21 protein-coding genes are annotated in these 23313 nt (G+C 61.0%); 9 read left to right on the top strand and 12 right to left on the bottom strand.

All coding sequences use genetic code 11. The annotated features are described in order from the left end of the window. Window positions 1-76 precede the first annotated feature (76 nt). Window positions 77-1597 (bottom strand): 3-hydroxyacyl-CoA dehydrogenase, encoded by a 1521-nt coding sequence (locus R6254_RS03685; protein ID WP_318404519.1) that lies wholly within the window; start codon window positions 1595-1597, stop codon window positions 77-79. A gap of 306 nt (window positions 1598-1903) precedes the next feature. Here R6254_RS03685 and R6254_RS03680 point away from each other — a divergent pair, with 306 nt between their 5' ends. Next, complete coding sequence (locus tag R6254_RS03680; RefSeq protein WP_318404518.1) at window positions 1904-3853, top strand: type IV pilus assembly protein FimV; 1950 nt, start codon at window positions 1904-1906, stop codon at window positions 3851-3853. A gap of 55 nt (window positions 3854-3908) precedes the next feature. Here R6254_RS03680 and R6254_RS03675 read toward each other — a convergent pair whose 3' ends face one another. From R6254_RS03675 to lexA, 3 genes are all read right to left on the bottom strand, one after another. After that, on the bottom strand, window positions 3909-4916 hold the full coding sequence (locus R6254_RS03675) for a D-2-hydroxyacid dehydrogenase family protein (RefSeq protein WP_318404517.1): 1008 nt from the start codon (window positions 4914-4916) through the stop codon (window positions 3909-3911). A gap of 155 nt (window positions 4917-5071) precedes the next feature. After that, entirely contained in the window at window positions 5072-5266 is a 195-nt protein-coding gene (locus R6254_RS03670) for a hypothetical protein (protein WP_318404515.1), read from the bottom strand. Between the two features lie 366 nt (window positions 5267-5632). Then, window positions 5633-6325: a transcriptional repressor LexA gene (gene lexA, locus R6254_RS03665; protein WP_318404514.1), complete on the bottom strand. Its 693-nt coding sequence runs from the start codon at window positions 6323-6325 to the stop codon at window positions 5633-5635. Window positions 6326-6437: 112 nt separating this feature from the next. On the opposite strand from lexA, the gene R6254_RS03660 reads away from it, so the two are divergent. Next, window positions 6438-7409 carry an asparaginase gene (locus R6254_RS03660; protein ID WP_318404512.1) on the top strand — a complete coding sequence of 324 codons (972 nt, stop codon included), beginning with the start codon at window positions 6438-6440 and terminating at the stop codon, window positions 7407-7409. A 55-nt stretch (window positions 7410-7464) separates the two neighbouring features. Here the strand turns inward: R6254_RS03660 and adk are convergent, their stop codons facing one another. The 6 genes from adk to R6254_RS03630 all read right to left on the bottom strand — a co-directional run bounded on the left by adk (window position 7465) and on the right by R6254_RS03630 (window position 11290). Beyond that, window positions 7465-8121 carry an adenylate kinase gene (adk, locus tag R6254_RS03655; RefSeq protein WP_318404511.1) on the bottom strand — a complete coding sequence of 219 codons (657 nt, stop codon included), beginning with the start codon at window positions 8119-8121 and terminating at the stop codon, window positions 7465-7467. Between the two features lie 115 nt (window positions 8122-8236). Continuing rightward, complete coding sequence (gene kdsB / locus R6254_RS03650; protein WP_318404510.1) at window positions 8237-8995, bottom strand: 3-deoxy-manno-octulosonate cytidylyltransferase; 759 nt, start codon at window positions 8993-8995, stop codon at window positions 8237-8239. A gap of 22 nt (window positions 8996-9017) precedes the next feature. Continuing rightward, window positions 9018-9200, bottom strand: a complete 183-nt coding sequence (locus R6254_RS03645; protein WP_318404508.1) for a Trm112 family protein — start codon at window positions 9198-9200, stop codon at window positions 9018-9020. Next, window positions 9181-10221, bottom strand: coding sequence for a tetraacyldisaccharide 4'-kinase (lpxK, locus tag R6254_RS03640; RefSeq protein WP_318404507.1), 1041 nt, complete (start codon window positions 10219-10221; stop codon window positions 9181-9183). Before lpxK ends, R6254_RS03645 begins: the two co-directional genes overlap by 20 nt. A 2-nt stretch (window positions 10222-10223) precedes the next feature. After that, a complete protein-coding gene (locus R6254_RS03635) occupies window positions 10224-10652 on the bottom strand; it encodes an ExbD/TolR family protein (RefSeq protein ID WP_318404505.1) in 429 nt (142 codons plus the stop codon). Beyond that, a complete protein-coding gene (locus R6254_RS03630; protein WP_318404503.1) occupies window positions 10649-11290 on the bottom strand; it encodes a MotA/TolQ/ExbB proton channel family protein in 642 nt (213 codons plus the stop codon). The genes R6254_RS03635 and R6254_RS03630 overlap by 4 nt, the downstream gene beginning before the upstream one ends. A gap of 340 nt (window positions 11291-11630) precedes the next feature. Between R6254_RS03630 and xseA the strand changes: the two genes are divergently transcribed. From xseA to R6254_RS03615, 3 genes are all read left to right on the top strand, one after another. Then, entirely contained in the window at window positions 11631-12926 is a 1296-nt protein-coding gene (gene xseA, locus R6254_RS03625) for an exodeoxyribonuclease VII large subunit (protein ID WP_318404502.1), read from the top strand. Between the two features lie 57 nt (window positions 12927-12983). Further along, on the top strand, window positions 12984-13565 hold the full coding sequence (locus R6254_RS03620; RefSeq protein ID WP_318404500.1) for a Fe-Mn family superoxide dismutase: 582 nt from the start codon (window positions 12984-12986) through the stop codon (window positions 13563-13565). Window positions 13566-13991: 426 nt separating this feature from the next. Next, window positions 13992-16229, top strand: a complete 2238-nt coding sequence (locus R6254_RS03615; protein WP_318404499.1) for an NADP-dependent isocitrate dehydrogenase — start codon at window positions 13992-13994, stop codon at window positions 16227-16229. 126 nt (window positions 16230-16355) lie between these two features. Here R6254_RS03615 and R6254_RS03610 read toward each other — a convergent pair whose 3' ends face one another. Both R6254_RS03610 and R6254_RS03605 read right to left on the bottom strand, forming a co-directional pair. Continuing rightward, window positions 16356-16841: a DUF192 domain-containing protein gene (locus R6254_RS03610; protein ID WP_412103099.1), complete on the bottom strand. Its 486-nt coding sequence runs from the start codon at window positions 16839-16841 to the stop codon at window positions 16356-16358. 92 nt (window positions 16842-16933) lie between these two features. Then, a complete protein-coding gene (locus R6254_RS03605; RefSeq protein ID WP_318404497.1) occupies window positions 16934-17338 on the bottom strand; it encodes a hypothetical protein in 405 nt (134 codons plus the stop codon). A 115-nt stretch (window positions 17339-17453) separates the two neighbouring features. Here R6254_RS03605 and icd point away from each other — a divergent pair, with 115 nt between their 5' ends. From icd to cls, 4 genes are all read left to right on the top strand, one after another. After that, the gene (icd, locus tag R6254_RS03600; RefSeq protein ID WP_318404495.1) at window positions 17454-18707 is read left to right on the top strand and encodes an NADP-dependent isocitrate dehydrogenase; all 1254 of its coding nucleotides are present in this window, start codon (window positions 17454-17456) and stop codon (window positions 18705-18707) included. A 213-nt stretch (window positions 18708-18920) separates the two neighbouring features. After that, window positions 18921-19289: an ATP-dependent Clp protease adapter ClpS gene (clpS, locus tag R6254_RS03595; protein WP_318404493.1), complete on the top strand. Its 369-nt coding sequence runs from the start codon at window positions 18921-18923 to the stop codon at window positions 19287-19289. Between the two features lie 82 nt (window positions 19290-19371). Further along, window positions 19372-21708 carry an ATP-dependent Clp protease ATP-binding subunit ClpA gene (gene clpA / locus R6254_RS03590; RefSeq protein WP_318404492.1) on the top strand — a complete coding sequence of 779 codons (2337 nt, stop codon included), beginning with the start codon at window positions 19372-19374 and terminating at the stop codon, window positions 21706-21708. Between the two features lie 150 nt (window positions 21709-21858). Further along, window positions 21859-23304 (top strand): cardiolipin synthase, encoded by a 1446-nt coding sequence (gene cls / locus R6254_RS03585; RefSeq protein ID WP_318404490.1) that lies wholly within the window; start codon window positions 21859-21861, stop codon window positions 23302-23304. Window positions 23305-23313 lie beyond the last annotated feature (9 nt).

Below are 23313 nucleotides of genomic sequence, written 5' to 3'. Positions count from 1 at the left end.
GGCTTTGCCAGGCCGCAGGCGTCGCCCCCTAGAGGGGGGAAGGTGCTACACGAAGTGAGCATCCGACGGGGGTGTTTCATTCTTCCTCGTGCATCAGGCTCAAACCAATGGCGCCGCGGCGGCGCAGCCACGGGGAAGGGCGGTAACGTGGATCACCATAAACGGTTTGCATGTTGAACAGCACTTCCAGGATGTTGGTGGGACCATAACGGTTGCCCATGGCCAAGGGGCCCAGGGGATAACCCAGGCCCAGGGTCACCGCGGTTTCCAGGTCTTGTGGGCTGCAGATGCCTTGCTGGCAGATGTCGCTGGCGATGTTGACGATGGTGGCGACCACGCGCTGCGTGACAAAACCGCCGCTGTCGCGGATCACACTGACGGCCTTGCCGTCGCGGGCAAACAAGGCGTGTGCGGCGTCGCGCATGTCGCTGCGGGTGGCCGGGTTGGTGGCCAGCACGCGGCGTTTGGTCTCGGCGTCGTCGATCAACATGTCAATGCCGATGGTGCGCGCGGGGTCCAGGCGCTCCACCACGGCCACCGTGGTGATGTCAAAACCCAGCGGGGCGACCAGCACCAGCGCGTTCATCGACGGTGAGGCCCCTGTTTCGATGTTGGCGCCCAGGTTTTTGAGAAGCTGCAACAACTCGGAACGGCGGGCCGCCCGCGGCGAAACCCAGACCGCCGGCATCTCGCTGACCGTCGGCGTCGCCGGCTCGGCGGCGACTTGCGCCACGCCGTCCTGGTAACGGTAAAAACCTTCGCCGGTTTTTCGGCCCAGCAGGCCGCCAGCCAGGCGCTGCGCGGTGATCACGCTGGGGCGGTAACGCGGCTCGTCGTAATACTGGTGGTAGACCGACTCCATCACAGGATGCGACACATCCAGGGCGGTCAAGTCCATGAGCTCGAACGGGCCCAGCTTGAAGCCGACCTGGTCTTTCAGGATGCGGTCTATGGTGGCGAAATCGGCCACACCTTCGCCGACGATACGCAGGGCTTCGGTGCCGTAACCGCGCCCGGCGTGGTTGACGATAAAACCCGGCGTGTCCTGGGCCTGCACCGGGGTGTGGCCCATTTGCCGCGCATAAGCCGCCAGCATCTCGCAGGTGGCGGGCTCGGTTTTCAGGCCAGCGATCACTTCCACCACCTTCATCAACGGGACGGGATTGAAGAAGTGATAACCGGCGAAACGCCCTGGCTGATTCAAGCCAGCGGCAATCGCCGTGACGGACAACGAAGACGTGTTGCTGGCCAGAATGGCTTGCTGCGAAACAATGTTTTCGAGCGCTGAGAACAGTGACTTTTTGACGTCCAACCGTTCAACCACCGCTTCGACAACGAGGTCGCAGTCGGCCAGTTCTTCCAGCGTGCCCGCCAGCAGCAGGCGGGCCTTGTAGTCAGCCGCCTGCTCCGCGTCGAGCCGGCCCTTATCGACCAGTTTGTCCCACTGGGTGCCCAGTGCCTCGCGGGCTTTGCCGGTGGCGTCAATTTGAGTGTCAAACAGCTTGACCAGGCTGCCCGCCTGCGCGGCGAGTTGGGCAATGCCGCGACCCATGGCGCCGGTGCCAACAATGCCGACCGTTGTATAGAGTGGTTTCATGGAAAAGTATTATCACGCAGCCCCAGGGCGGCGTTAAGTCCAAATCGGCACAGGTGCCAACACCGGTCTTCGCCGCGCTTGGATCGGCGTCTGGCCATGGATTGCAAGCACTTATCTGGCGGTGACCGCGGCCCCCAACACCGGGCGCTCAGGCACGCGTGCACCGGAAAGCGAGCTTTACAAATGCTGTCATGGCTGCGCTGGTCGATGTGTCAGAATGTAAAAAATAATTTTGTGAGATAGCAACGTTTGAACACCCGGTGGTTTCTTCTGGCAGTCGTGCTGACTTGTGCGGCATCGAGCAGCATGGCTGTTTCTCTGGGTCGCAGCAGCGGCGCGGCCTTGCTGGGGCGTACGCTGGATATATCCGTCCAGACGGTGTTGAACACGTCAGACAATCCGGATATTTGCCTGGAAGCTGACGTTTTTTACGCCGACGAGCGGGTCGAGAAGTCCCGCATCCAGACCACGGTCGAAAAAACCGGGCCTGGGACGGCCGCGTTGATCCGCATTCGCGCTGCCAAGCTGGTGGACGAACCCGTCGTGACGCTGTATGTGCGGGCGGGTTGTGTGCAGCGCACGGAACGGCGTTATGTCTTGTTGGCCGATCTGGTGTCCGAGCCTTTGCCTTCGACCGGGGCTGTGCCCTTGGCCGTGCCATCGGCCGGTGTGCAGGCTGCGGCAAAATCAGAGGCCGCGCGCGAACCGGTGCGCTCTGTGCCTCGCCAGTCCGGCACGGGAGAGGTCCTTGCCCGGCCATCGGTGGCACGGGAAACCCCAGCCGCTCGGTCCCGGCCAGAGCCGAAAAGCCGGCCTCGACTCAAGCTGGAACCCTTGGACTTGCGTGTGGACACCTCCCCGCAACTCAAGGCCACACATGAACTCTTGAGCCTGCCGACAGACAACGAAGAGCAACGCCTGCTGGCGGCGGCCATGTGGAAAGTGCTGACGGCGCAGCCGCAGGACGTTCTCCGGGACGCCGGAAAAATCAGTGCGATGGACGCGGACCTGCGCAGTCTGCAGGCCGAAACCCGGAAGAACCAGGCTGCGCTGGCCGAGTTCAGGGCCGAGCTGCAAAAAGCCCAGGGTGAACGCTACGCGAATAGTCTGGTGTATAGCTTGATGACCGCCCTGGTTTTGTTGATCGCCGCTGGCGCTTATTTTTGGCGGCGCCGGCCGCTCGCCAAGACGGTGGAGGCCGCTGCGCCGCCCTGGTGGCACAGAAAAAAAATGCAAGACAGCCACTGGCTGGGCAGCGAAGCAGGCGCCCTCAGCGCTGACTATGGCGTGCACACAGGCTCCGACATATTGCCTTCGCCGCCCCCTGGCGAACAAGCCAAGGCGGCCACGCCGGATCCCGCTTCTCGTGGATATGCGCGGGCCGGCGCCCCGGCATCGCGTTTCACGATGCCGCCTTTATCCCGGCGTGATCAGTTGGATTTTGCATTGAGCATGCCCCACAGGCCGCGCGCCGCGAAAGCCGAGGAACTTTTCGACGTTCAACATCAAGCCGAGTTTTTTGTTACTTTGGGCCAGCATGAACAGGCCATCGCGGTCTTGCGCGAGCACCTCGGTGACGATGTCCATTCCAGTGCGCTGATTCATCTGGACCTGCTCCATCTGTATCACAAGCTCAAGCGTGAAGAGGATTACCAAGCCTTGCGGGTCGAGTTCGAGCAACTGTTTAATGCAAATATTCCGCCGTTTGAATCCTACTCGGCGGTCGGCGCTGGACTAGCGTCTTACCCGGACGCCATGTCGCAGATCGAGGCCGTTTGGCCTGACTCCAGCGTGTTGACGGTGATGGAAAGCTTGCTTTTCCGTGAGCCGGGCGGGCAGGGCGCGACTGCGTTTGATATCGAGGCCTACCGCGAGCTTTTACTTCTGTACGGCATTGCCCGGGAAATCGTCGAGGTGGATGCGCCTGTGGCTGGGAGTTTGCTGGACTTCGATTTGCCGCTCGCGTCGCCTTCGGTGAACCCGGCCACTGGCGTGGAAGGTCAGAGCCTAGCCAAGGCGACAACGTTCCCCGTCAGTGCCTCGCCTGTCGAGCCGGCCCCGCCCAAAGGCGTGCGGCGTCTTGGGCTGGACATCGACTTGAATACGCTGGCCGACAGGAGGACGCCGCCCTCGGCCGTGTTGCCGCCTGAGTTTGTGCCGGTGCAGCCGGGCAACTCCGATGGCCACCTGATCGATTTTGAAGCGATCAGCGTGCAGCCACCGGCCTTCTCGGCCAAGCCGGACGCCAAGGCCTGAGGACTATTTCGGCAAATGCCAGTGGCCGTCCCAGCCAGCAGCGCTTGGGCGCTGGTTAGCGGCGAACCTGCAAGGCGCCGGGGTTGACGATGTTGGTCGGCGTCCCCTTAATGAAGTTGATCACGTTGTCAAAAGCAGCGCCGAAATACATCTCGTAGCTTTCCTGCTCCACGTAACCGATGTGTGGCGTGCAGATGCAGTTTTCCAGGCGTAGCAGGGCGTGGCCTTGCAAAATGGGCTCGGACTCGAACACATCCACCGCAGCCATACCGGGGCGCCCGCGGTTCAGGCCGGCGATCAGCGCATCAGTTTCAATCAGTTCGGCGCGTGAGGTGTTGACCAGCACGGAAGAGGGCTTCATGCGCGACAAGTCGTCGAGGGTGACCACACCACGCGTGTCATCCTGCAGACGCAGGTGCAGGCTCAAGACATCGCTTTCCTGGAAAAACTCGTTTTTAGACGATGCCACTTCAAAACCATCGGCCAAGGCCCGGGCGCGCGAAGCCTGGCTGCCCCAGACCAGCACCCGCATGCCAAAAGCCCGGCCATAACCGGCCACAATCTGGCCGATCTTGCCGTAGCTCCAGATGCCCAGGACCTTGCCCTTGAGCACAGAACCTATGCCGAAGTTGGGTGGCATGGAGGCGTTTTTCAGGCCGGCTTGTTGCCAGGCACCATGTTTGAGGTGCGACACATAGTGCGGAATGCGTCGCATGGCGGCCATGATCAACGCCCAGGTCAGCTCGGCCGGCGCCGTGGGCGAGCCGCCACCTTCGGACACAACGATACCGCGTTCGGTGCAGGCGCCGACATCCACATGGCTGCCCAAACGTCCGGTTTGCGCAATCATCTTGAGCTTGGGCAATTTTTCGATCAGTTGGCGATGCAGATGGGTTCGCTCGCGGGTCAGCACAACCACATCGGCGTCTTTGAGTCGTACGGAAAGCTGGCCTATGCCTTTGACGGTGTTGGTGTAGACCTTGGCCTGGTAAGCATCGAGTTTGGCGGCACAGGAGAGTTTGCGCACCGCGTCCTGGTAGTCGTCAAGGATCACAATATTCATGCCGATATTGTGCCTGCAAGTTTTACCGCTACGAGGCGGCGCGCCAGCAAGATGTACCTGAACGCAACCGGAAAAACCAGAAGGCAGGCGGTTGAACGCATGGGCGAGAGGCCTTCTGCGCCACGCCTTGCGGCAAAAGTTTTCCTGGTGTTTGCTCAGGCAGCTTGCGCGGCAGCTTCTCGTTGGGCCATGCGGTCCAGCTCGGCGCAAACATCCGCCATGCGACCTGAAATCACCATGCGCCCAGCGCAGGCCGGATGGATGCCGGCGTCCAGCTCGCGCACAATTTTCAGGCGGCGCGGGGACGTGGTTTTAGCCACGGTTTGGCAAGGTTTTTGGCCGGTAGCCATTGAAGGATGAACGCTACCAGCTATATTTTTGATAGCGGACTGCGTATGACCCGAGGAACAACGCCGCAACGCGGGGACCGGGGCAAACACAGGCGACAACGTAGCCGGCGGCGCAGGCACCCAGAAGGCGGCCAATGCCTGGAAAGGGGCGAACAAGGCCGACAGCCGCGATGAACGTGAAAAACTGGCGATTCCCATGAGAACTCCTAAAGTTAGAGGTTTACACAGGCAGGATTACAGGAACAAACCATCCGCAGCACCAGGGTGTTGGCCAATCGACTTGGCCAAACGCCCGCCACCTGTCGCGCGGAAATGAGGTGGACGGTCCGTGGAGCAGGGCCGTCCGGCATGACGCCTAGGCGTGGACTAGACCAGCATGGTGTTTCGAATCAGGCCAACGGCCAGGCCTTCCAGTTCGAAGGGCTCGCCGGGCTCCACCACGATGGTTTTGAAATCAGGGTTTTCGGGCAGCAACTCGATCAGGTTTTTAGTGCGGCGAAAGCGCTTGACGGTGACTTCATCACCGAGGCGGGCCACCACGATTTGCCCATTTTTGGCTTCTTTGGTTTGCTGCACGGCCAGCAGGTCGCCGTCCATGATGCCGGCATCCCGCATGCTCATGCCGCGCACCTTGAGCAGGTAATCGGGCTTGCTCTGGAAGAGGCTACTTTCGAAATGGTAGGTACGGTCCACATGCTCTTGCGCGAGAATGGGGCTGCCAGCGGCAACCCGTCCCACCAGCGGCAGGACGAGTTGGGCCAGGCTTTGCAAGGGCAGGGAAAACTGTTTGATGCGGGACTCGTGGATGGAGCGCAAGGTGTCGCTGCGTAAACGTATACCGCGCGAGGTGCCGCTGACCAGCTCGATCACCCCTTTGCGGGCCAGGGCCTGCAGATGTTCTTCGGCGGCGTTGGCGGATTTGAAGCCCAGCTCGTTGGCGATTTCGGCGCGTGTGGGTGGCGCACCGGTGCGAGCAATGGCGCTCTGGATCAGCTCCAGGATTTGCTGCTGGCGTGCGGTGAGTTTGGGCGTTTCCGAAAAATCTGCGAGGCTGCTCATGGCGATGGCTCCTTGGGGTAGGCAGTGGATCAAACCAGGGGATCAAACGTTGAGAACCGTTGAGGGCTGTTTTAATATCCAGTAGCTGTATTTTTATCCAGTTTTTAAAGGAATGCAAGTGTCTGCTGTTTTGACGACTAAAAAGATGGTGATCCTGGGCACGGGCGGCACGATTGCCGGCACGGCGACCACGGCCGCGGATCACACGGGTTACACCGCCGCGCAGCTGGGCATCGAACAACTGGTCGCAGCCATCCCGGCGCTGGCAGGCAGTCCTTTCGAGCTGCGGACCGAACAGGTGGCCCAGATTGACAGCAAGGACATGTCTTTTTCCGTGTGGCGCGATCTGGCCGGCCGCGTCAACCACTGGCTGGCGCAGCCCGAGGTGCAAGGCATCGTCATCACACACGGCACCGACACGCTGGAAGAAACCGCCTATTTTCTGCAGGCCTTGCTCCATCCCGCCAAGCCGGTGGTCTTGACCTGCGCCATGCGCCCGGCCACGGCGCTGGTGCCGGACGGCCCGCAAAACCTGGTTGATGCCGTGGCGGTGGCGGCACACCCTGGCGCGCGCGGCGTGCTGGCCGTGTGTGCGGGTGTGATTCACAGCGCGCTGGATGTGCAGAAGGTGCACCCGTACCGGCTCGACGCCTTCAGATCCGGGGATGCCGGGCCGCTGGGCTATGTCGAGGAGGGGCGCTTACGTTTGATGAGAAATTGGCCTCTAACCCCCGTGGATCATGCGCAAGCAGCTATTGAAAGCATAGCGACGCTGCCGAATGACGCGGCCTGGCCACGTGTCGAGATCGTGATGAATTACGCGGGCGCCAGCGCCGCGGTGGTCCAGGCGCTGCTGGCCAGCGGGGTGCAAGGCCTGGTGGTGGCAGGTACCGGCAACGGCACCTTGCACCATGCCCTGGAAGCGGCTTTGCACCAGGCGCAGGCGGCGGGCATTCCGGTGCTGCGCGCCACGCGCTGCCTGGAGGGCCGGGTCTTGCCCAAGCCGGGTGAGGCCATCCCGGATTCACAAGGCCTGAGTCCGGTCAAGGCCCGGGTGGCGCTGATCTTGTCCTTGCTGGGCTAACGCTCATGAAAAAAGGCCGTCAGTCGACGGCCTTTTTGATGGAGACAGTGCGGTCTCAGGTCGACAAGGCTGCGAAGGCCCGGGCCGTGATTTCATCCACGCCGCCCATGCCGCTGATGGCACGGTACTGGGGTGCCGCATCGGGCGCAGCCTTGGCCCAGCTCGAGTAATACTCGACCAGCGGACGGGTTTGCGCGCTGTAGACCTCGAGTCGTTTGCGCACGGTTTCTTCCTTGTCGTCTTCGCGCTGGATCAGTGGCTCGCCGGTGACGTCGTCCTGGCCTTCAACCTTGGGCGGGTTGAACTTGACGTGGTAGGTACGGCCCGAGGCGGGGTGCGAGCGGCGGCCGCTCATGCGTTCGATGATGGCTTCAAACGGCACATCAATCTCCAGCACGTAATCAAGCTTCACGCCGGCGGCCTTCATGGCATCGGCTTGCGGAATGGTGCGCGGAAAACCGTCGAACAAAAAGCCCTGATCGCAGTCGGGCTGGGCGATGCGTTCTTTCACCAGGTTGATGATCAAGTCGTCGCTGACCAGGCCACCGGCATCCATGACTTTTTTGGCTTCCACGCCCAGCGGTGTGCCGGCCTTGACGGCGGCGCGCAACATGTCGCCGGTGGAAATCTGGGGAATGCCGTATTTCTGGCAGATGAAGGTGGCTTGTGTTCCTTTGCCCGCGCCTGGTGCGCCCAACAAAATCAGTCTCATGAATGTCCTCGGATTTTTATAAAGATGGCCATGAGCGGGTGGCCCGGAACCGGGCGCCCGCTTTCAAATAAATGGCTTTGAGCTTGAGGATAGCATGCGCCTCCCCGCAGCTTGCTTACACAAACAGCGCACGCACGCGCGCCAGATCCTCGGGCGTGTCGACACCGGCGCCGGGCGCCTGGGTCGCGATATGCACCGCAATGTGATGGCCATGCCAGAGGGCGCGCAGTTGTTCGAGTTGCTCGAGTTGCTCCAGCGGTGCTTGCGGCAGGGTGGGGAACTGCCGCAGAAAACCGACGCGGTAGCCGTAAATACCCACGTGGCGCAAGGGCGGTGGCAAGCTGCTGCCTGAGGCCCACCAGGCCTGACCGGCAAAATCGCGGGCCGCGGGAATCGGGGCGCGGCTGAAATACAGCGCCGTCTGGCGCGCATCCAGCACCACCTTGACGATGTTCGGGTTCAGCAGGTCTTCCATTGTGGCGATGGCGTGGGCGGCGGTGCTCATGGCGCAATCGCTGCGTTGCGCCAGCAGGCCGGCCACGGCGTTGATCAGCGCCGGGTCTATCAGGGGCTCATCCCCCTGGACATTGATCACCTGCTCCTCGTCGCCCAGGCCCAGCAGATCGCAGGCCTCGGCCAACCGGTCGCTGCCGCTGGGGTGGTCGGGTCGGGTCAACACGGCGGCGACGTTAAAAGACTCACAGGCGTCCAGGATGGCCGGGCTGTCGGCTGCCACCACGACGCGGGCGGCGCCGCTTTGCAAAGCGCGTTGAGCCACACGCACGACCATGGGCACACCGGCGATGTCCGCCAGCGGTTTGTCGGGCAGGCGGGTGGACGCGAGGCGGGCAGGGATGAGGACGGTGAAACTCATGCCTTGATCGAGAGCTGCAGCATCACAGGCCGAGTTCCTCGTCGGTGAGGGTGCGGGCCTCGTTTTCCAGCATCACGGGCAAGCCGTCGCGAATCGGGTAAGCCAGCCGCGCGCTGCGGGAGATCAGTTCCTGTTTTTCGCGGTCATACACGAGTGGGCCTTTGGTCACGGGGCAGACCAGCAGTTCAAGCAGTTTGGTGTCCATGGGGGAATGGTAATGGAGAAAGCAGGGGCAGCAGCAAGGCGTCGAAGGCGGTAAAAAAGGCCGGCTCTGGGGAGAACTCCAGAGGCACGGCCAGCACATTGGCCTGCCTGGGGAACAGCTTGATCGCATCTTTTTCGGTGCAAATCAAGGTGTAGCCCTTATCGGATGGGCGTGGATAGCTATCAAAATTATAGTGATCAGGTAGCGCCCGGGTTTCCGCCAGTTGCAGGCCGCGGGCGCGCAACATGTCAAAAAAGGCTTCAGGTTTGGCGATGCCGGCCAGCGCCAGCAAGGGCTGGCCAGCCAAATCGCTGAGCGGCACACGGCTGCCATCGGCGCGCAGCGCGTGGTCGGCCAGGCGGCGGGTCGAGCTAAAACCGTCGAAAGCGGCGCGGGCCCCGGTGTGCAGCACCAGATCGACACCGCGTCCGCCTGCGCGCGCGCTGCGATACAAGCGCGCCGGCCAGGGCTCACGCAGCGGACCGGCTGGCAGCAGCCAGCCATTGCCGGCGCCACGTTCGTCAAACACCGCAATTTCGATGTCGCGCTGCAAGGCGTAATGTTGCAAGCCGTCGTCGCAAACCACCACCTGGGTGGCCGGGTGCGCCGCGAGCAGGGCGCGCACCGCATCGATGCGCCGCGCCGCGACAAACACAGGCGCACCCGTCGCTCGTCGGATCAGGGCGGGTTCGTCACCGGAGGCTTCGGGTGGGGTGGACGGCAAAACTTCCAGGCATGCTTGCCCGCTGCGGCCGTAGCCGCGCGAAACCACGCCGGCTTGCCAGCCAGCAGCCTGCAGGTGTTGCACCAGGGCAATCACCGCCGGTGTTTTGCCGGCGCCGCCAGCCACCACGTTGCCCACCACGACCACAGGCACGGGCATACGCTCGGATTTGAAGAGGCCGGCCTGGTACAAAAAACGGCGCAAGCGCACCAGCAAGCCAAACAATTGGGCCAGTGGCCAGAGCAGCCAGGCGAGGGCGCCGCGGCGCAGCCAGGCCTGCAGCAACAGCCGCTTCACGTTTATTTGGCGCCGGCCTGGGCCGCGCTCTGGGTGGCAAAGGTGATCTGGCTCAGGCCGCTGCGCCTGGCCGCTTCCATCACGGTGATCACCGACTGGTGCGTGGCGCTGGCATCGGCGCTGATGACCACCACGCTGTCCTTGCCGGCCTTGGCGGCGGCCATCAGGGCGGCGCTGAGCGCCTCGATGCTGCGCCCGTTGACCGGGATTTTGCTGACCATGTAACGGCCATCACTGCTGACGGCCACGATCACTTCCTTGGGGTAGTCGCGCTGCTGCTCGGCATCGGCCACCGGTAGTTTGATCTGCAGTTCGGTGAACTTGCTGTAGGTGGTCGACAACATCAGGAAAATCAGCACGACCAGCAACACGTCGATGAAGGGGATCAGGTTGATCTCGGGTTCATCCCGCGAAGGTCCGCGGAACCTCATGATTTGCGCAGCGTATTGAGGTGACGCACAAAACGCTCAGCCGCAATTTCCATCGTGAGCAAATAGCCATCGACGCGCGCCCGGAAGTAGCGCCAGAAAATCAGCGAAGGAATGGCCACAATCAGGCCAAACGCCGTGTTGTAGAGCGCGATGGAAATACCCTGCGCCAGCTGCGCTGGATTGCCGCCGGCAGCGTTCGCCACACCGCCGCCACCCGCCTGCGAGCCAAAAATCTCGATCATGCCGATGACGGTGCCCAGCAGGCCCAGCAATGGTGCGGCCGAGGCAATCGTGGCCAGGGCTGCCAGATAACGCTCCAACGTGTGGGCGGCGCGCCGGCCGGCACCTTCCAGGGTGGAGCGCAGGTCGTCTTCACTGATGCGCGGATTGGCGTTGAGCGCCCGAAAACCGCTGGCCAGCACCTGGCCGAGCAGGGAGTTGTGTTCCAGGTGGGTCACCACGTCTGGGGCCGGCACGGCGCTGCGGGACACCGTGATGGCTTCATCCAGCAATTTGGGCGGTGCAATCCTGGCGGTCTTGAGGCTGGTAAAACGCTCGATAACCAGCGCCAGCGCCAGGATGGAGCAGGCAACCAAGGGCCAAATTGGCCAGCCTGCGGCTTGTATGATCGAAAACAAGGCAAATCTCCCAGCAGATAATTGCTGTGGATTATGGCCCACCCGATCCCGCTGAATCGGGCTCGCGCGGCCAGTCCTTGATTTGTTTGAATGCCGCCAAGGCGTAGGACTTAACCCACAGAACTTGTGGATAACTTTGTGAGCAAGTACCCGGCGATACGCCGCGAGGCCGCGCCCATGGGCCTTTGTGACAGAACGATGAAAATTTGAGCAGAATAAAGTTATTCAAAATCAATGGCTTACACGTATACATCAGACCTTCTTCTGCAAACCAAAGGCCTAAGCCCGTCCGCATGGGCTTCTGTGGAGTATTACCCGCATGAAATCAAGGGAATAGCCTGTGTTTGAGTCCTCGAGCGAGCCGCCAAGGGCCGCGCCGGGTGTGCGTATCTGGCCTGTTGGTTCGCTGCTGCGTGCGATCGCCGACAGCCTGGAGGCGCGTTTCAACCCGGTGGCGGTGCAGGGCGAAGTCAGCGGCTTTTCACGGGCGGCCAGCGGCCATTGTTATTTTTCGCTGAAAGACGCCCAGGGCCAGATTCGCTGTGCCATGTTCAGACGCGCCGCCGGCCTACTGGATTTTTCGCCGCGTGACGGGCAACTGGTCGAGGTGCGTGGCCGGCTCGGCGTCTACGAGCCGCGCGGCGAGTTACAACTGATTGTCGAATCCATGCAACAGGCCGGGCAGGGCAATCTGTTCGAGCAGTTTCTTCAGCTCAAGGCCAAACTCGAAGCCGAAGGCCTGTTTGATGCCGGCCGCAAGCGGGCTTTGCCGCTGCTGCCCAAAGCCATCGGGGTGGTGACCTCGCTGGGTGCGGCGGCCCTGCATGACGTGGTGACGGCCCTGCAACGCCGCGCGCCGCATATTCCCGTGGTGATTTACCCGGCCAGCGTGCAGGGCGCACAGGCGCCCGAAGAGTTACGCCAGGCTTTGCGCAAGGCCTATGAACGTGCCGAGGTGGACGTTTTGTTGCTGGTGCGTGGCGGCGGCGCCATGGAAGACCTCTGGGCCTTCAACGACGAGCAACTGGCGCGATTGCTGGTGGCCGCACCCATGCCCGTGGTGTGTGGGGTTGGCCACGAGACCGACTTCACGATTGCTGATTTTTGCGCCGATCTGCGTGCTCCCACACCCACCGCCGCCGCCGAGTTGTGTGCCCAGCCGCAGCAGGTCTGGCTGGGCGCGCTGGAGCGAGCCCAGGGAAGGTTGCAAGACGGCGTGGAGCGCCAACTGCAGGCCCACAACCAGCGGCTGGACTGGGCCGCATCCCGCGTCAGCCGTCCCTCGCATCTGGTCACGCGCCAGCAGGCCCGGCTTGCCGGCCAGGCCCAGCGTCTGCGCCACGCGTTGCAGTCTGGCCTCCAGCACGAAAAAAATCAGCTGCAGGCTCTGAGCCTAGCGTTTCCGCAAGCACTGGCGCAATCCCTGCAACAACAGCAGCGCCGGCTGGAGCGTGCGCAGCTGCGCCTGGCGCCGCTGGACCCCCACCATGTGCTGCAGCGCGGTTACGCCTGGCTGGCCGATATGCAGGGCCAGGCCATCAGCAGCGCCGCAGCGACCCGGCCCGGCCAGGCCTTGCGCGCAACCCTTGCCGACGGCGAGGTCGATTTGACAGTTTCTGCACCGCGACTGATTTAGTTTTTACAATGCGCCCTGACAGTCGGTTTTATCAACACAACACCACACGAGGAAAACATGGAACACACACTGCCCCCGCTGCCTTACGCCATTGACGCACTGGCGCCTCATTACAGCCAGGAAGCGTTCGAATACCACCATGGCAAGCACCACAATGCGTATGTGGTCAACCTGAACAACCTGCAAAAAGGCACGGAGTTCGAGGCCATGACACTCGAAGAGATCGTCAAGAAGTCAAGCGGCGGCGTGTACAACAATGCAGCACAGATCTGGAACCACACCTTCTTCTGGAGCTGCATGAAGCCCGCGGGCGGTGGTGAGCCATCTGGCGCGCTGGCAACGGCCATCAACGCCAAGTTCGGTTCCTACGCAGCGTTCAAGGAAGCCTTCGTCAAGTCGGCTGTCGGCAACTTCGGTTCGGGCTGGACTTGGCTGGTGAAAAAGACCGACGGTTCCGTGGACATCGTTAACACCGGCCCCGCCGGCACGCCGCTGACCACCGCCGACAAGGCGCTGATGACCGTGGACGTGTGGGAACACGCTTATTACATCGACTACCGCAACATGCGTCCAAAGTTTGTCGAAACCTTCCTCGACAAGCTGGTGAACTGGGACTTCGCGGCCAAGAACTTCGCCTGATCGTCGTTCGGCTCCCAGTGTTTCCTGTGAAGCAGGCCTTGGACAAAACAAGTGTGTTTTGAATTTGGCTTGCAGGTGATGCACACAGCTTGAATAAAAAGGGCTCGAAGATGGATCTTCGAGCCCTTTTCTTTTTTTGACCATCCGTGGGGCCCGAATAGGCCGCCGGGAGCAGGGAAGACCTTCGCTAAAAAATCTGCTCAGACCAAGCGCAGAGGCGGTCCTTTTGACGTCTCGGCGAGCGCTTTTTTCGTCGGAGTGAAAAATAGTTGCGTTCAAACGCCTGAAATTTCGCATTGCAAAATTGCATTGCATAAAATGCCGAGTGGGTCTGACCCCTAAAGCAAAATCAGACGGCATCCGACTATTACTACCGGCCTGTGACACAGACGGTGGCATTCCCGTATCAATTTCTGGAGATAAGCGATGAGTACCGAGCAACCCACCATCATCTACACGCTGACCGACGAGGCCCCGCTGCTGGCGACCAGTGCCTTTTTGCCCATCGTCCGCACGTTTACAGCGCCCGCAGGCATCCATGTCGAGACCAGCGATATTTCGGTGGCGGGCCGCATTCTGGGCGAGTTTCCGGAATACCTGGCCGAAGCCCAACGGGTGCCCAACCATTTGGCCGAGCTGGGCCGTCTGACCTTGTTGCCGGACACCAACATCATCAAGCTCCCCAACATCAGCGCTTCGGTGCACCAGTTGATCAGCGCGATCAAGGAACTGCAAGGCAAGGGTTATGCCGTACCTGATTTCCCGGAAGACCCGAAGACCGACGAAGAAAAAGCCATTCGCCAGCGTTATTCCAAGTGCCTGGGCAGCGCCGTGAACCCGGTCCTGCGTGAAGGCAACTCGGACCGCCGCGCACCGGCTGCCGTCAAGAACTACGCCCGCAAGAACCCGCACAGCATGGGTGAGTGGAGCATGGCCTCGCGTTCACACGTGGCCCACATGACGAAGGGCGACTTCTACCACGGTGAAAAGTCGCTGACGTTGGACAAGGCGCGTGATGTGAAGATGGAGCTGCAGACCAAGAATGGCCAGGCGGTCGTTCTGAAGGCCAAGGTGTCTTTGCTGGCTGGCGAAATCATCGACAGTATGTTCATGAGCAAGAAGGCGCTGTGCGATTTCTATGAAATGCAGTTCGAAGATGCGCGCAAGACCGGTGTGATGTTGTCCTTGCACGTCAAGGCCACGATGATGAAGGTCTCGCACCCCATCGTGTTCGGCCACGCGGTGCGCATCTTCTACAAGGAGGCTTTCGAAAAACACGGCAAGCTGTTTGACGAACTGGGTGTGAACGTCAACAACGGCATGGTGAACCTGTACGACAAGATCGAGACGCTGCCCACGTCCAAAAAAGAAGAAATCATCCGTGACCTGCATGCCTGCCATGAGCACCGTCCTTCGCTGGCCATGGTCGATTCGGCCAAGGGCATCTCCAACCTGCACGCGCCCAACGACGTGATCGTCGATGCGTCGATGCCGGCCATGATCCGCATCGGTGGCAAGATGTGGGACGCCAACGGCAAGCCGCAGGACACCAAGGCGGTCATCCCCGAGAGCACCTTCGCCCGCATCTACCAGGAAGTCATCAACTTCTGCAAGACCAACGGCAATTTTGACCCGGTGACCATGGGCACGGTGCCCAACGTGGGACTGATGGCGCAGCAGGCCGAGGAATACGGCTCGCATGACAAGACTTTCGAGGTGACGGAAGGTGGCGTGGCCAACATCGTCGACCTCGCCACCGGCGAAGTGCTGCTGTCGCAGAACGTGGAAGCTGGCGACATCTGGCGCATGTGCCAGGTCAAGGATGCGCCTATCCGCGACTGGGTCAAGCTGGCCGTCACGCGTGCCCGCAACTCCGGCATGCCCGCCGTGTTCTGGCTGGACCCCTACCGCCCGCACGAAGCCGAGATGATCAAGAAGGTGGAAACCTACCTGAAAGATCACGACACCAAAGGCCTGGACATCCAGATCATGTCGCAGGTGCGGGCCATGCGTTACACGCTGGAGCGCGTCATCCGCGGCCAGGACACCATCTCGGTGACGGGCAATATCCTGCGCGACTACCTGACCGACCTGTTCCCCATCATGGAGCTGGGCACCAGCGCCAAGATGTTGTCCATCGTGCCCCTGATGGCCGGTGGTGGCATGTATGAAACCGGTGCTGGCGGCTCCGCGCCCAAACACGTTCAACAACTGGTCGAAGAAAACCACCTGCGCTGGGACTCGCTGGGCGAATTCCTGGCACTGGCCGTGTCGCTGGAAGATTTGGGGTTAAAGACCGGTAACGCCAAGGCCAAGATCGTTGCCAAGACGCTGGACGCGGCCACCGGCAAGCTGTTGGAGAACAACAAGAATCCGTCGCCTAAGACCGGTCAGCTGGACAACCGCGGCAGCCAGTTTTATCTGGCCATGTATTGGGCGCAGGCCTTGGCTGCGCAAACCGAGGTCCCGGAACTGGCCGCCCAGTTCGCACCACTGGCGCAACAACTGACGGCCAACGAGCAGGCCATCGTGGCAGAACTCCAGGCCGTACAGGGAAAACCCGTGGACATCGGTGGTTATTACCAGCCCGATCTGGCCAAGCTGGAGGCTGTGATGCGTCCCAGCAAAACCTTGAACGCAACCCTGGCGTCTTTCAAGGCCTAAGCCAGCTCAGCGATCCAGGCGACCTGCAGGCAGGTGCTTGAAAGGCGATCCGGACGGCAGCCCGGATCGCCTTTTTTCTGGCCTGTCCGCGTTTGGATGCCGCGCGCTGCCTGGCGTCACGCCAATTTAGTTGCGGCCTTCAAACGGCTGGCCGCCCAGTTTGCTTCCCGCCTTGATGCCGCGTTTGGCAAACCAGCCCTGGTTCATCTCCAGCACATAACGCACGGGTTGGGCCGAACAATGCGAATCGGTGGTCTGGGGCTTCATGTCGACCAGGTTGACGATGGTGCCGTCGTTGGCCACAAAGGCGGCGGTCAGCGGAAGCAGGGTGTTTTTCATCCAGAAACACTGGTCGGCCGGCTGCTCGAAGACGAACAACATGCCTTCGTGCTGCGGCATCTCGCGGCGGAACATCAGGCCGGTGGCGCGGTGCTCGGGGGTCAGGGCGACTTGTGCGTCGATCAGGTGCATGCCGGCGGAGAGTTTGACGCGTGGCAGGTTCATCTGGGGCGCGTCTTGCGCAAACGCACAGCTGGCGGCCAGTGCGAGACAGGAGAGCGCGATGGCCATGGCGCGCCGGCGCGGCTGGCTGGAATCGTAAGTGGAGGGCATGGGGTCACCAGAAATTGGGCAGATCATTAGCATAAACGACGGCCATGAAAAATGCCCGCTGAGAGCGGGCATTTTGCGAAAAGCGCCGGGATTTACTTGGCGGCTTCAGTTTTTTTGGTGGCTTTGGCTTCTTTGGCGGCCTTGGCTTTTGCAGCTTTTTCTTCTTTTGCAGCTTTGGCCTTGGCGGCCTTTTCTTCCTTGGCGGCTTTGGCTTTTGCAGCCTTTTCTTCTTTAGCGGCCTTGGCAGCGGCGGCTTTCTCGGCCTTGGCGTCAACTTTGGCGGCTGGGGCAGCAGCCGGTGCGGCAGCGGCGGCTGGGGCAGCAGGTGCGGCGGCAGGAGCGGCTGCTTGTGCAAAAGCACCAGCGGCGAAGAGACCAGCGATCAGGGCAGCGAGGACTTTGTTCATGAGAGTTTCCTGTAAGTGACGTTGTGTGAAACGACCCCGAACTTTTCGGGGACCCTTCCGTAACGAGGCCCGTTTGGAAACGGTTGACACCGGGGCTGCTAAAAGTTTCAAACTTTGGTTTGGGACTAAAATTTGCGGGTTAGCACCTAAACCGCGCCTCGTAGTTGTCATTGCGATGTCAAGCGCTTACCGGAGACTTGTCTACATGTACCAGCATATCAAGGTGCCTGCCCAAGGGCAGAAAATCACCGTCAACGCCGACAACTCACTGAATGTTCCGGACGAGCCGGTCATTCCCTTTATTGAAGGTGACGGCACGGGCGCGGACATCACCCCGGTCATGCTCAAGGTGGTGGACGCGGCGGTGGCCAAAGCCTACGGCGGCAAGAAAAAGATCCATTGGATGGAAGTCTATGCCGGCGAAAAATCGACCAAGGTGTATGGCCCCGACGTCTGGCTTCCGGAAGAAACCCTGCACGCCGTGCGCGACTATGTGGTGTCCATCAAGGGTCCGCTGACAACACCTGTAGGCGGCGGTATCCGCAGCCTGAACGTGGCAATGCGCCAGGAGCTGGACCTCTATGTTTGCCTGCGTCCCATCCAGTATTTCAAGGGCGTTCCGTCTCCCCTGAAAGAGCCAGAAAAGACCAATATGGTCATTTTCCGCGAAAACTCGGAAGACATCTACGCGGGCATCGAGTTCGAATCCGGCAGCGACAAGGTCAAAAAACTCATCAAGTTCCTGCAGGATGAAATGGGCGTCAAGAAGATTCGTTTCCCGAATACGTCCGGTATCGGCATCAAGCCGGTCTCCAGCGAAGGAACAGAACGCCTGGTGCGCAAGGCGATCCAGTACGCCATCGACAATAACAAGCCCAGCGTGACCATTGTGCACAAGGGCAACATCATGAAGTTCACCGAAGGGGGCTTTCGTGACTGGGCTTACGCCCTGGCGCAAAAGGAATTCGGTGCCGAGCTGATCGACGACGGCCCGTGGTGCAAGCTGAAGAACCCGAAAACCGGCAAAGACATCATCATCAAGGACAGCATCGCCGACGCCTTCCTGCAGCAAATCCTGTTGCGACCGGCCGAATACTCCGTGGTCGCGACCTTGAACCTCAATGGCGACTACATCTCCGACGCGCTGGCGGCCCAGGTCGGCGGTATCGGCATTGCGCCTGGCGCCAACCTGTCCGACACCGTGGCCTGTTTTGAAGCCACCCACGGCACGGCGCCCAAATACGCTGGCAAGGACTACGTGAACCCCGGTTCCGAAATTCTGTCGGCCGAAATGATGTTGCGCCACATGGGCTGGACGGAAGCGGCCGATCTGATCATCAGCTCGATGGAGAAATCCATTGCGTCCAAGAAAGTCACCTATGACTTTGCACGCCTCATGGAGGGCGCCACCCAGGTCAGCTGCTCCGGTTTCGGCCAGGTCATGATCGACCACATGTAAGCTTTCTGCCTGTTGCGTCAGCAAGCGCTATTTTTGCTGGTCATCAGGCGGAAAATGGCTGCAGAACCGCCCCAGGCGCAGGCCGGGGCGGTTTTTTCATGGATTTTGGCCAACCCGCTGCACAAACCCCTGGCGCGCGCTTGAATGTCGCGTTACCGCCACCAATTTCCCTGTCAGTCGCATTGAACAACTTCGATGGCTAGAATGAATTCCATGGCAACCCAAGCTCCCAAATCTCCCGCACCGCCCAAGGCACCGGTCTTCAAGCCGGACGATGCCAACGGTGGGGATTCGGTCGTGCTTGAGCGACGTCCGCTCAAGACCAAACCACCGCAGATGTACCAAGTGGTGCTGCTCAATGACGATTACACGCCGATGGAATTTGTCGTCGAGGTGATTCAGGAGTTTTTCAGCAAGGACCGCGAAACAGCGACACAAATCATGTTGAAAATCCACCTGGACGGCAAAGGGGTGTGTGGCGTGTTTTCCAAGGATGTGGCGTCCACCAAGGTCGACCAGGTCACGGAAGCCGCACGAAAAAATGGCCATCCGCTGCAGTGTGTGTGCGAGCCCATTGAATAATGGCAAAAACGGCCCATATCGACATGAAGAGTTATCAAATTACGCCCTCAGATACCCAAGCAGCAAGCCGAAAGGAAAAGCAATGATTGCCCAGGAATTAGAAGTCAGCTTGCACATGGCCTTTGTCGAGGCCAGGCAGCAACGCCACGAGTTCATCACCGTGGAACACCTGCTGCTCGCTTTGCTGGACAACCCCAGCGCCGCCGAAGTGCTGCGCGCCTGTTCTGCCAATATCGATGACCTGCGCAAGTCGCTGGCCAACTTCATCAAGGACAACACGCCGCAAGTGGCTGGCAGCGACGATGTCGACACGCAACCCACGCTGGGCTTTCAGCGTGTGATCCAGCGCGCCATCATGCATGTGCAGTCCACCGGCAACGGCAAGAAGGAAGTCACCGGCGCCAATGTGCTGGTCGCCATTTTTGGCGAAAAAGACTCGCACGCCGTGTATTACCTGCACCAGCAGGGCGTGACGCGCCTCGACGTGGTGAACTTCATCGCGCACGGCATCAAAAAGAGCGATCCCCCCGAGCCTACCAAGGCGGGCGAGAGCGCTTCCGAGAACGAAGAAGGCGGCGAGAAGAACGAAAAAGCCTCGCCACTGGAGCAATACACCCAAAACCTGAACCAGCTCGCCAAGGAAGGCAAGATTGATCCGCTGATCGGTCGCCAGTACGAAGTCGAGCGGGTGATCCAGATTTTGTGCCGCCGCCGCAAAAACAACCCACTGCTGGTCGGGGAAGCCGGTGTGGGTAAAACCGCGATTGCCGAGGGCCTGGCTTGGCGCATCACGCAAAAAGACGTGCCGGACATCCTGGCTGAAGCGCAGGTGTATTCGCTCGACATGGGCGCCTTGCTGGCCGGTACCAAGTACCGCGGTGATTTCGAGCAACGCCTCAAAGGTGTGCTCAAGTCGCTGAAAGACAAGCCCAATGGCATTTTATTCATTGACGAGATCCACACCCTGATCGGTGCCGGTGCGGCCTCGGGCGGCACCCTGGACGCGTCCAACCTGCTCAAACCCGCACTCAGTTCGGGCCAGCTCAAATGTATCGGTGCCACCACCTTCACCGAATACCGTGGCATTTTCGAGAAAGATGCGGCCCTGTCGCGTCGTTTCCAGAAGGTGGATGTGGTCGAGCCGACGGTGCAAGAAACCGTCGAAATTCTCAAAGGTCTGAAGTCGCGCTTTGAAGAGCACCACAGCGTCAAATACGCCGTGGCGGCCCTGCAGGCGGCGGCTGAACTCAGCGCCAAATACATCAACGATCGCCATTTGCCCGACAAGGCGATTGACGTGATCGACGAGGCCGGCGCGGCCCAGCGTATCCTGCCGGCCAACAAGCGCAAGAAAACCATCACCAAGACCGAGGTCGAGGAGATTGTGGCCAAAATCGCGCGTATTCCGCCCGCCAACGTGTCCAACGACGACCGCGGCAAGCTGAAAACGCTGGAGCGTGACCTGAAAAGTGTGGTGTTTGGCCAGGACAAGGCACTCGACGTGCTGGCTTCCGCGGTCAAGATGGCGCGCTCGGGTCTGGGTCGCGACGACAAGCCGATTGGCTCCTTCCTGTTCTCCGGCCCCACGGGCGTCGGCAAAACGGAAGCGGCTAAACAGCTGGCCTACATCATGGGCATAGAGCTGATCCGCTTCGACATGTCGGAGTACATGGAGCGCCATGCCGTGAGCCGCCTGATTGGTGCGCCCCCGGGTTATGTCGGTTTCGACCAAGGTGGTTTGTTGACCGAAGCCGTGACGAAGAAGCCGCATTGCGTGCTGCTGCTCGACGAGATCGAAAAAGCCCACCCGGACATCTTCAATGTCTTGCTGCAGGTCATGGACCATGGCACCCTGACGGACAACAACGGGCGCAAGGCCGATTTCCGCAACGTGATCATTGTCATGACGACCAATGCCGGCGCCGAGACCATGAACAAGGCGGTGATGGGTTTCACCCAGGTCCGCGAAGCGGGCGACGAGATGGCGGACATCAAACGCCTGTTCACACCCGAGTTCCGCAACCGCCTCGACGCGGTGGTGAGCTTCAAGGCGCTGGACGAAACCGTCATCCTGCGTGTGGTCGACAAGTTCCTGCTGCAGCTCGAAACGCAACTGGCCGAGAAAAAGGTCGATGTCACCTTCACCGACACCCTGCGTAAATACCTGGGCAAGAAGGGTTTCGATCCGCTGATGGGCGCGCGTCCGATGCAGCGTCTGATCCAGGACACGATTCGCCGTGCGCTGGCCGACGAGTTGCTGTTTGGCCGCCTGATCGACGGTGGCCGCCTGACGGTGGACATGAAGGTCAGCACCGACGAAAAAGGCGTGGAAACCGGCGAAGTGGTGCTGGATATCCAGCCGCTGCCGAAAAAAGAAGGCAAAGCCAAGCCCGAGGCTGAAGAAGCCGCGACGGGTTAATTCTCGGCGTCTCGCGTTGCCATGGCGGCGCGTCAGCATCCCCAAGCCGGTAGCACATCGCTACCGGCTTTTTTCATGGGCGCAGCCTTGCTCTACACTTTGCCGCATCCCTATGCTTCATGAACCTTCCAACCCTGTGACCGTCTCGCCATGGTGATGCCCCAGCTCGACGCGGAATGGATCACCGGCCTGTCGCTGGCATGGAGCGCCTATATCGCCGTACTTTCCGTTTGGATCGTGCTGCAAAAACGCGCACCGGTGTCCACCCTGGGCTGGATCTTGTCCATGGCCTTGCTGCCTTATGCCGGCTTTCTCATTTATTACTTTTTAGGCCCGCAGCGTCTGAAAAAACAGCGTCTCAAGCGCCTGCGGCACCGGGCCAGCGTCTATGCCGGCAACGACATGGCGCTACTCGCCAAAACACCGAACAACGCACCGGTCGCGCTGCAGCAACTCGCGGCCCTGGGCATGGCCGCCTCGCGCCTGCCGGTGTCCAGCGCCACGGCGGTGCAGTTTCTGTCGGGCGGCGCGGCCACTTTCGACGCGATTTTTACGGCGATAAACCAGGCCCGTGACCACGTGCACCTGGAGTACTACATCTTCGAGCCCGACCACATCGGCACGGCGCTGCGCAACCTGCTAATCACCAAAGCCGAGCAAGGTGTGACGGTGCGTTTGCTGATTGACGCGCTTGGCTCCAAGGGCGCGGGCCGGCGTTTTCTGGCACCGCTGCTGGCGGCCGGTGCCGAGGTGGCGCTGTTTCATGACACGCGTATCGGTCGGCGGCTGCGCCCTGTGCTGAACTACCGCACTCACCGCAAAATCGTGGTGTGTGACGGTAAGGTGGGTTTTACCGGTGGCGTCAACATCACGGACGAGGAAGACGTCCGCCAGCGACCGGACGCCTACCACGACGTGCACCTGCGTTTTGAGGGGGCGGCGGTGCGCTGGCTCCAGACCGTGTTTATCGAGGACTGGCGTTATGCCGGTGGGGTGTTGCCGGTCACCGAGGACGCGGTCCTGCAGCGCTTCTTGCCCCAGTCGCCGCCGGGCCCGATTGCCATGCAGATTGTCACCAGTGGCCCCGACAGCACGGTCGAGGCGATTCACCGCTTCCAGGTCGATGCCATCACCGCTTCGACCCAGCGCGCCTGGTTGACCACGCCATATTTTGTGCCCAGCGAAGCCGCCATGATGGCGCTGACCAGCGCCGCCTTGCGTGGGGTCGATGTGCAGGTGCTGGTGCCCAGGCGCAGCGACAGCCGCGTGGTCAGCGCGGCTGCCCGTTCGTATTTCGACGAGCTGATTGCGGCCGGCGTCAAAGTGTGGGAATACCGCGAGCGCATGTTGCACTCCAAGACCCTGCTGATTGACGAGAACTGCGCCATGATTGGTACGGCCAATTTCGACAACCGCAGCTTTCGCCTCAACTTTGAAGTCATGGCGGTGGTGTACGGTCCGGCCCTGGCCGAGCCGCTGGCCAAGCAATTCGAGACCGATCTGCGGCGTTCTGGGCGGGTTTTGGGCCGTCGCCACCAGCCTTTTCTTCAGCGCCTGGGCGACGCCACGGCCCGCCTTTTTTCCCCCTTGCTTTGAGGTTCTGCC

This window comes from Polaromonas potterensis (assembly GCF_033446725.1).
Lineage (GTDB): Bacteria > Pseudomonadota > Gammaproteobacteria > Burkholderiales > Burkholderiaceae_C > Polaromonas.
This window is presented reverse-complemented; position numbering and strand designations above follow the sequence as displayed.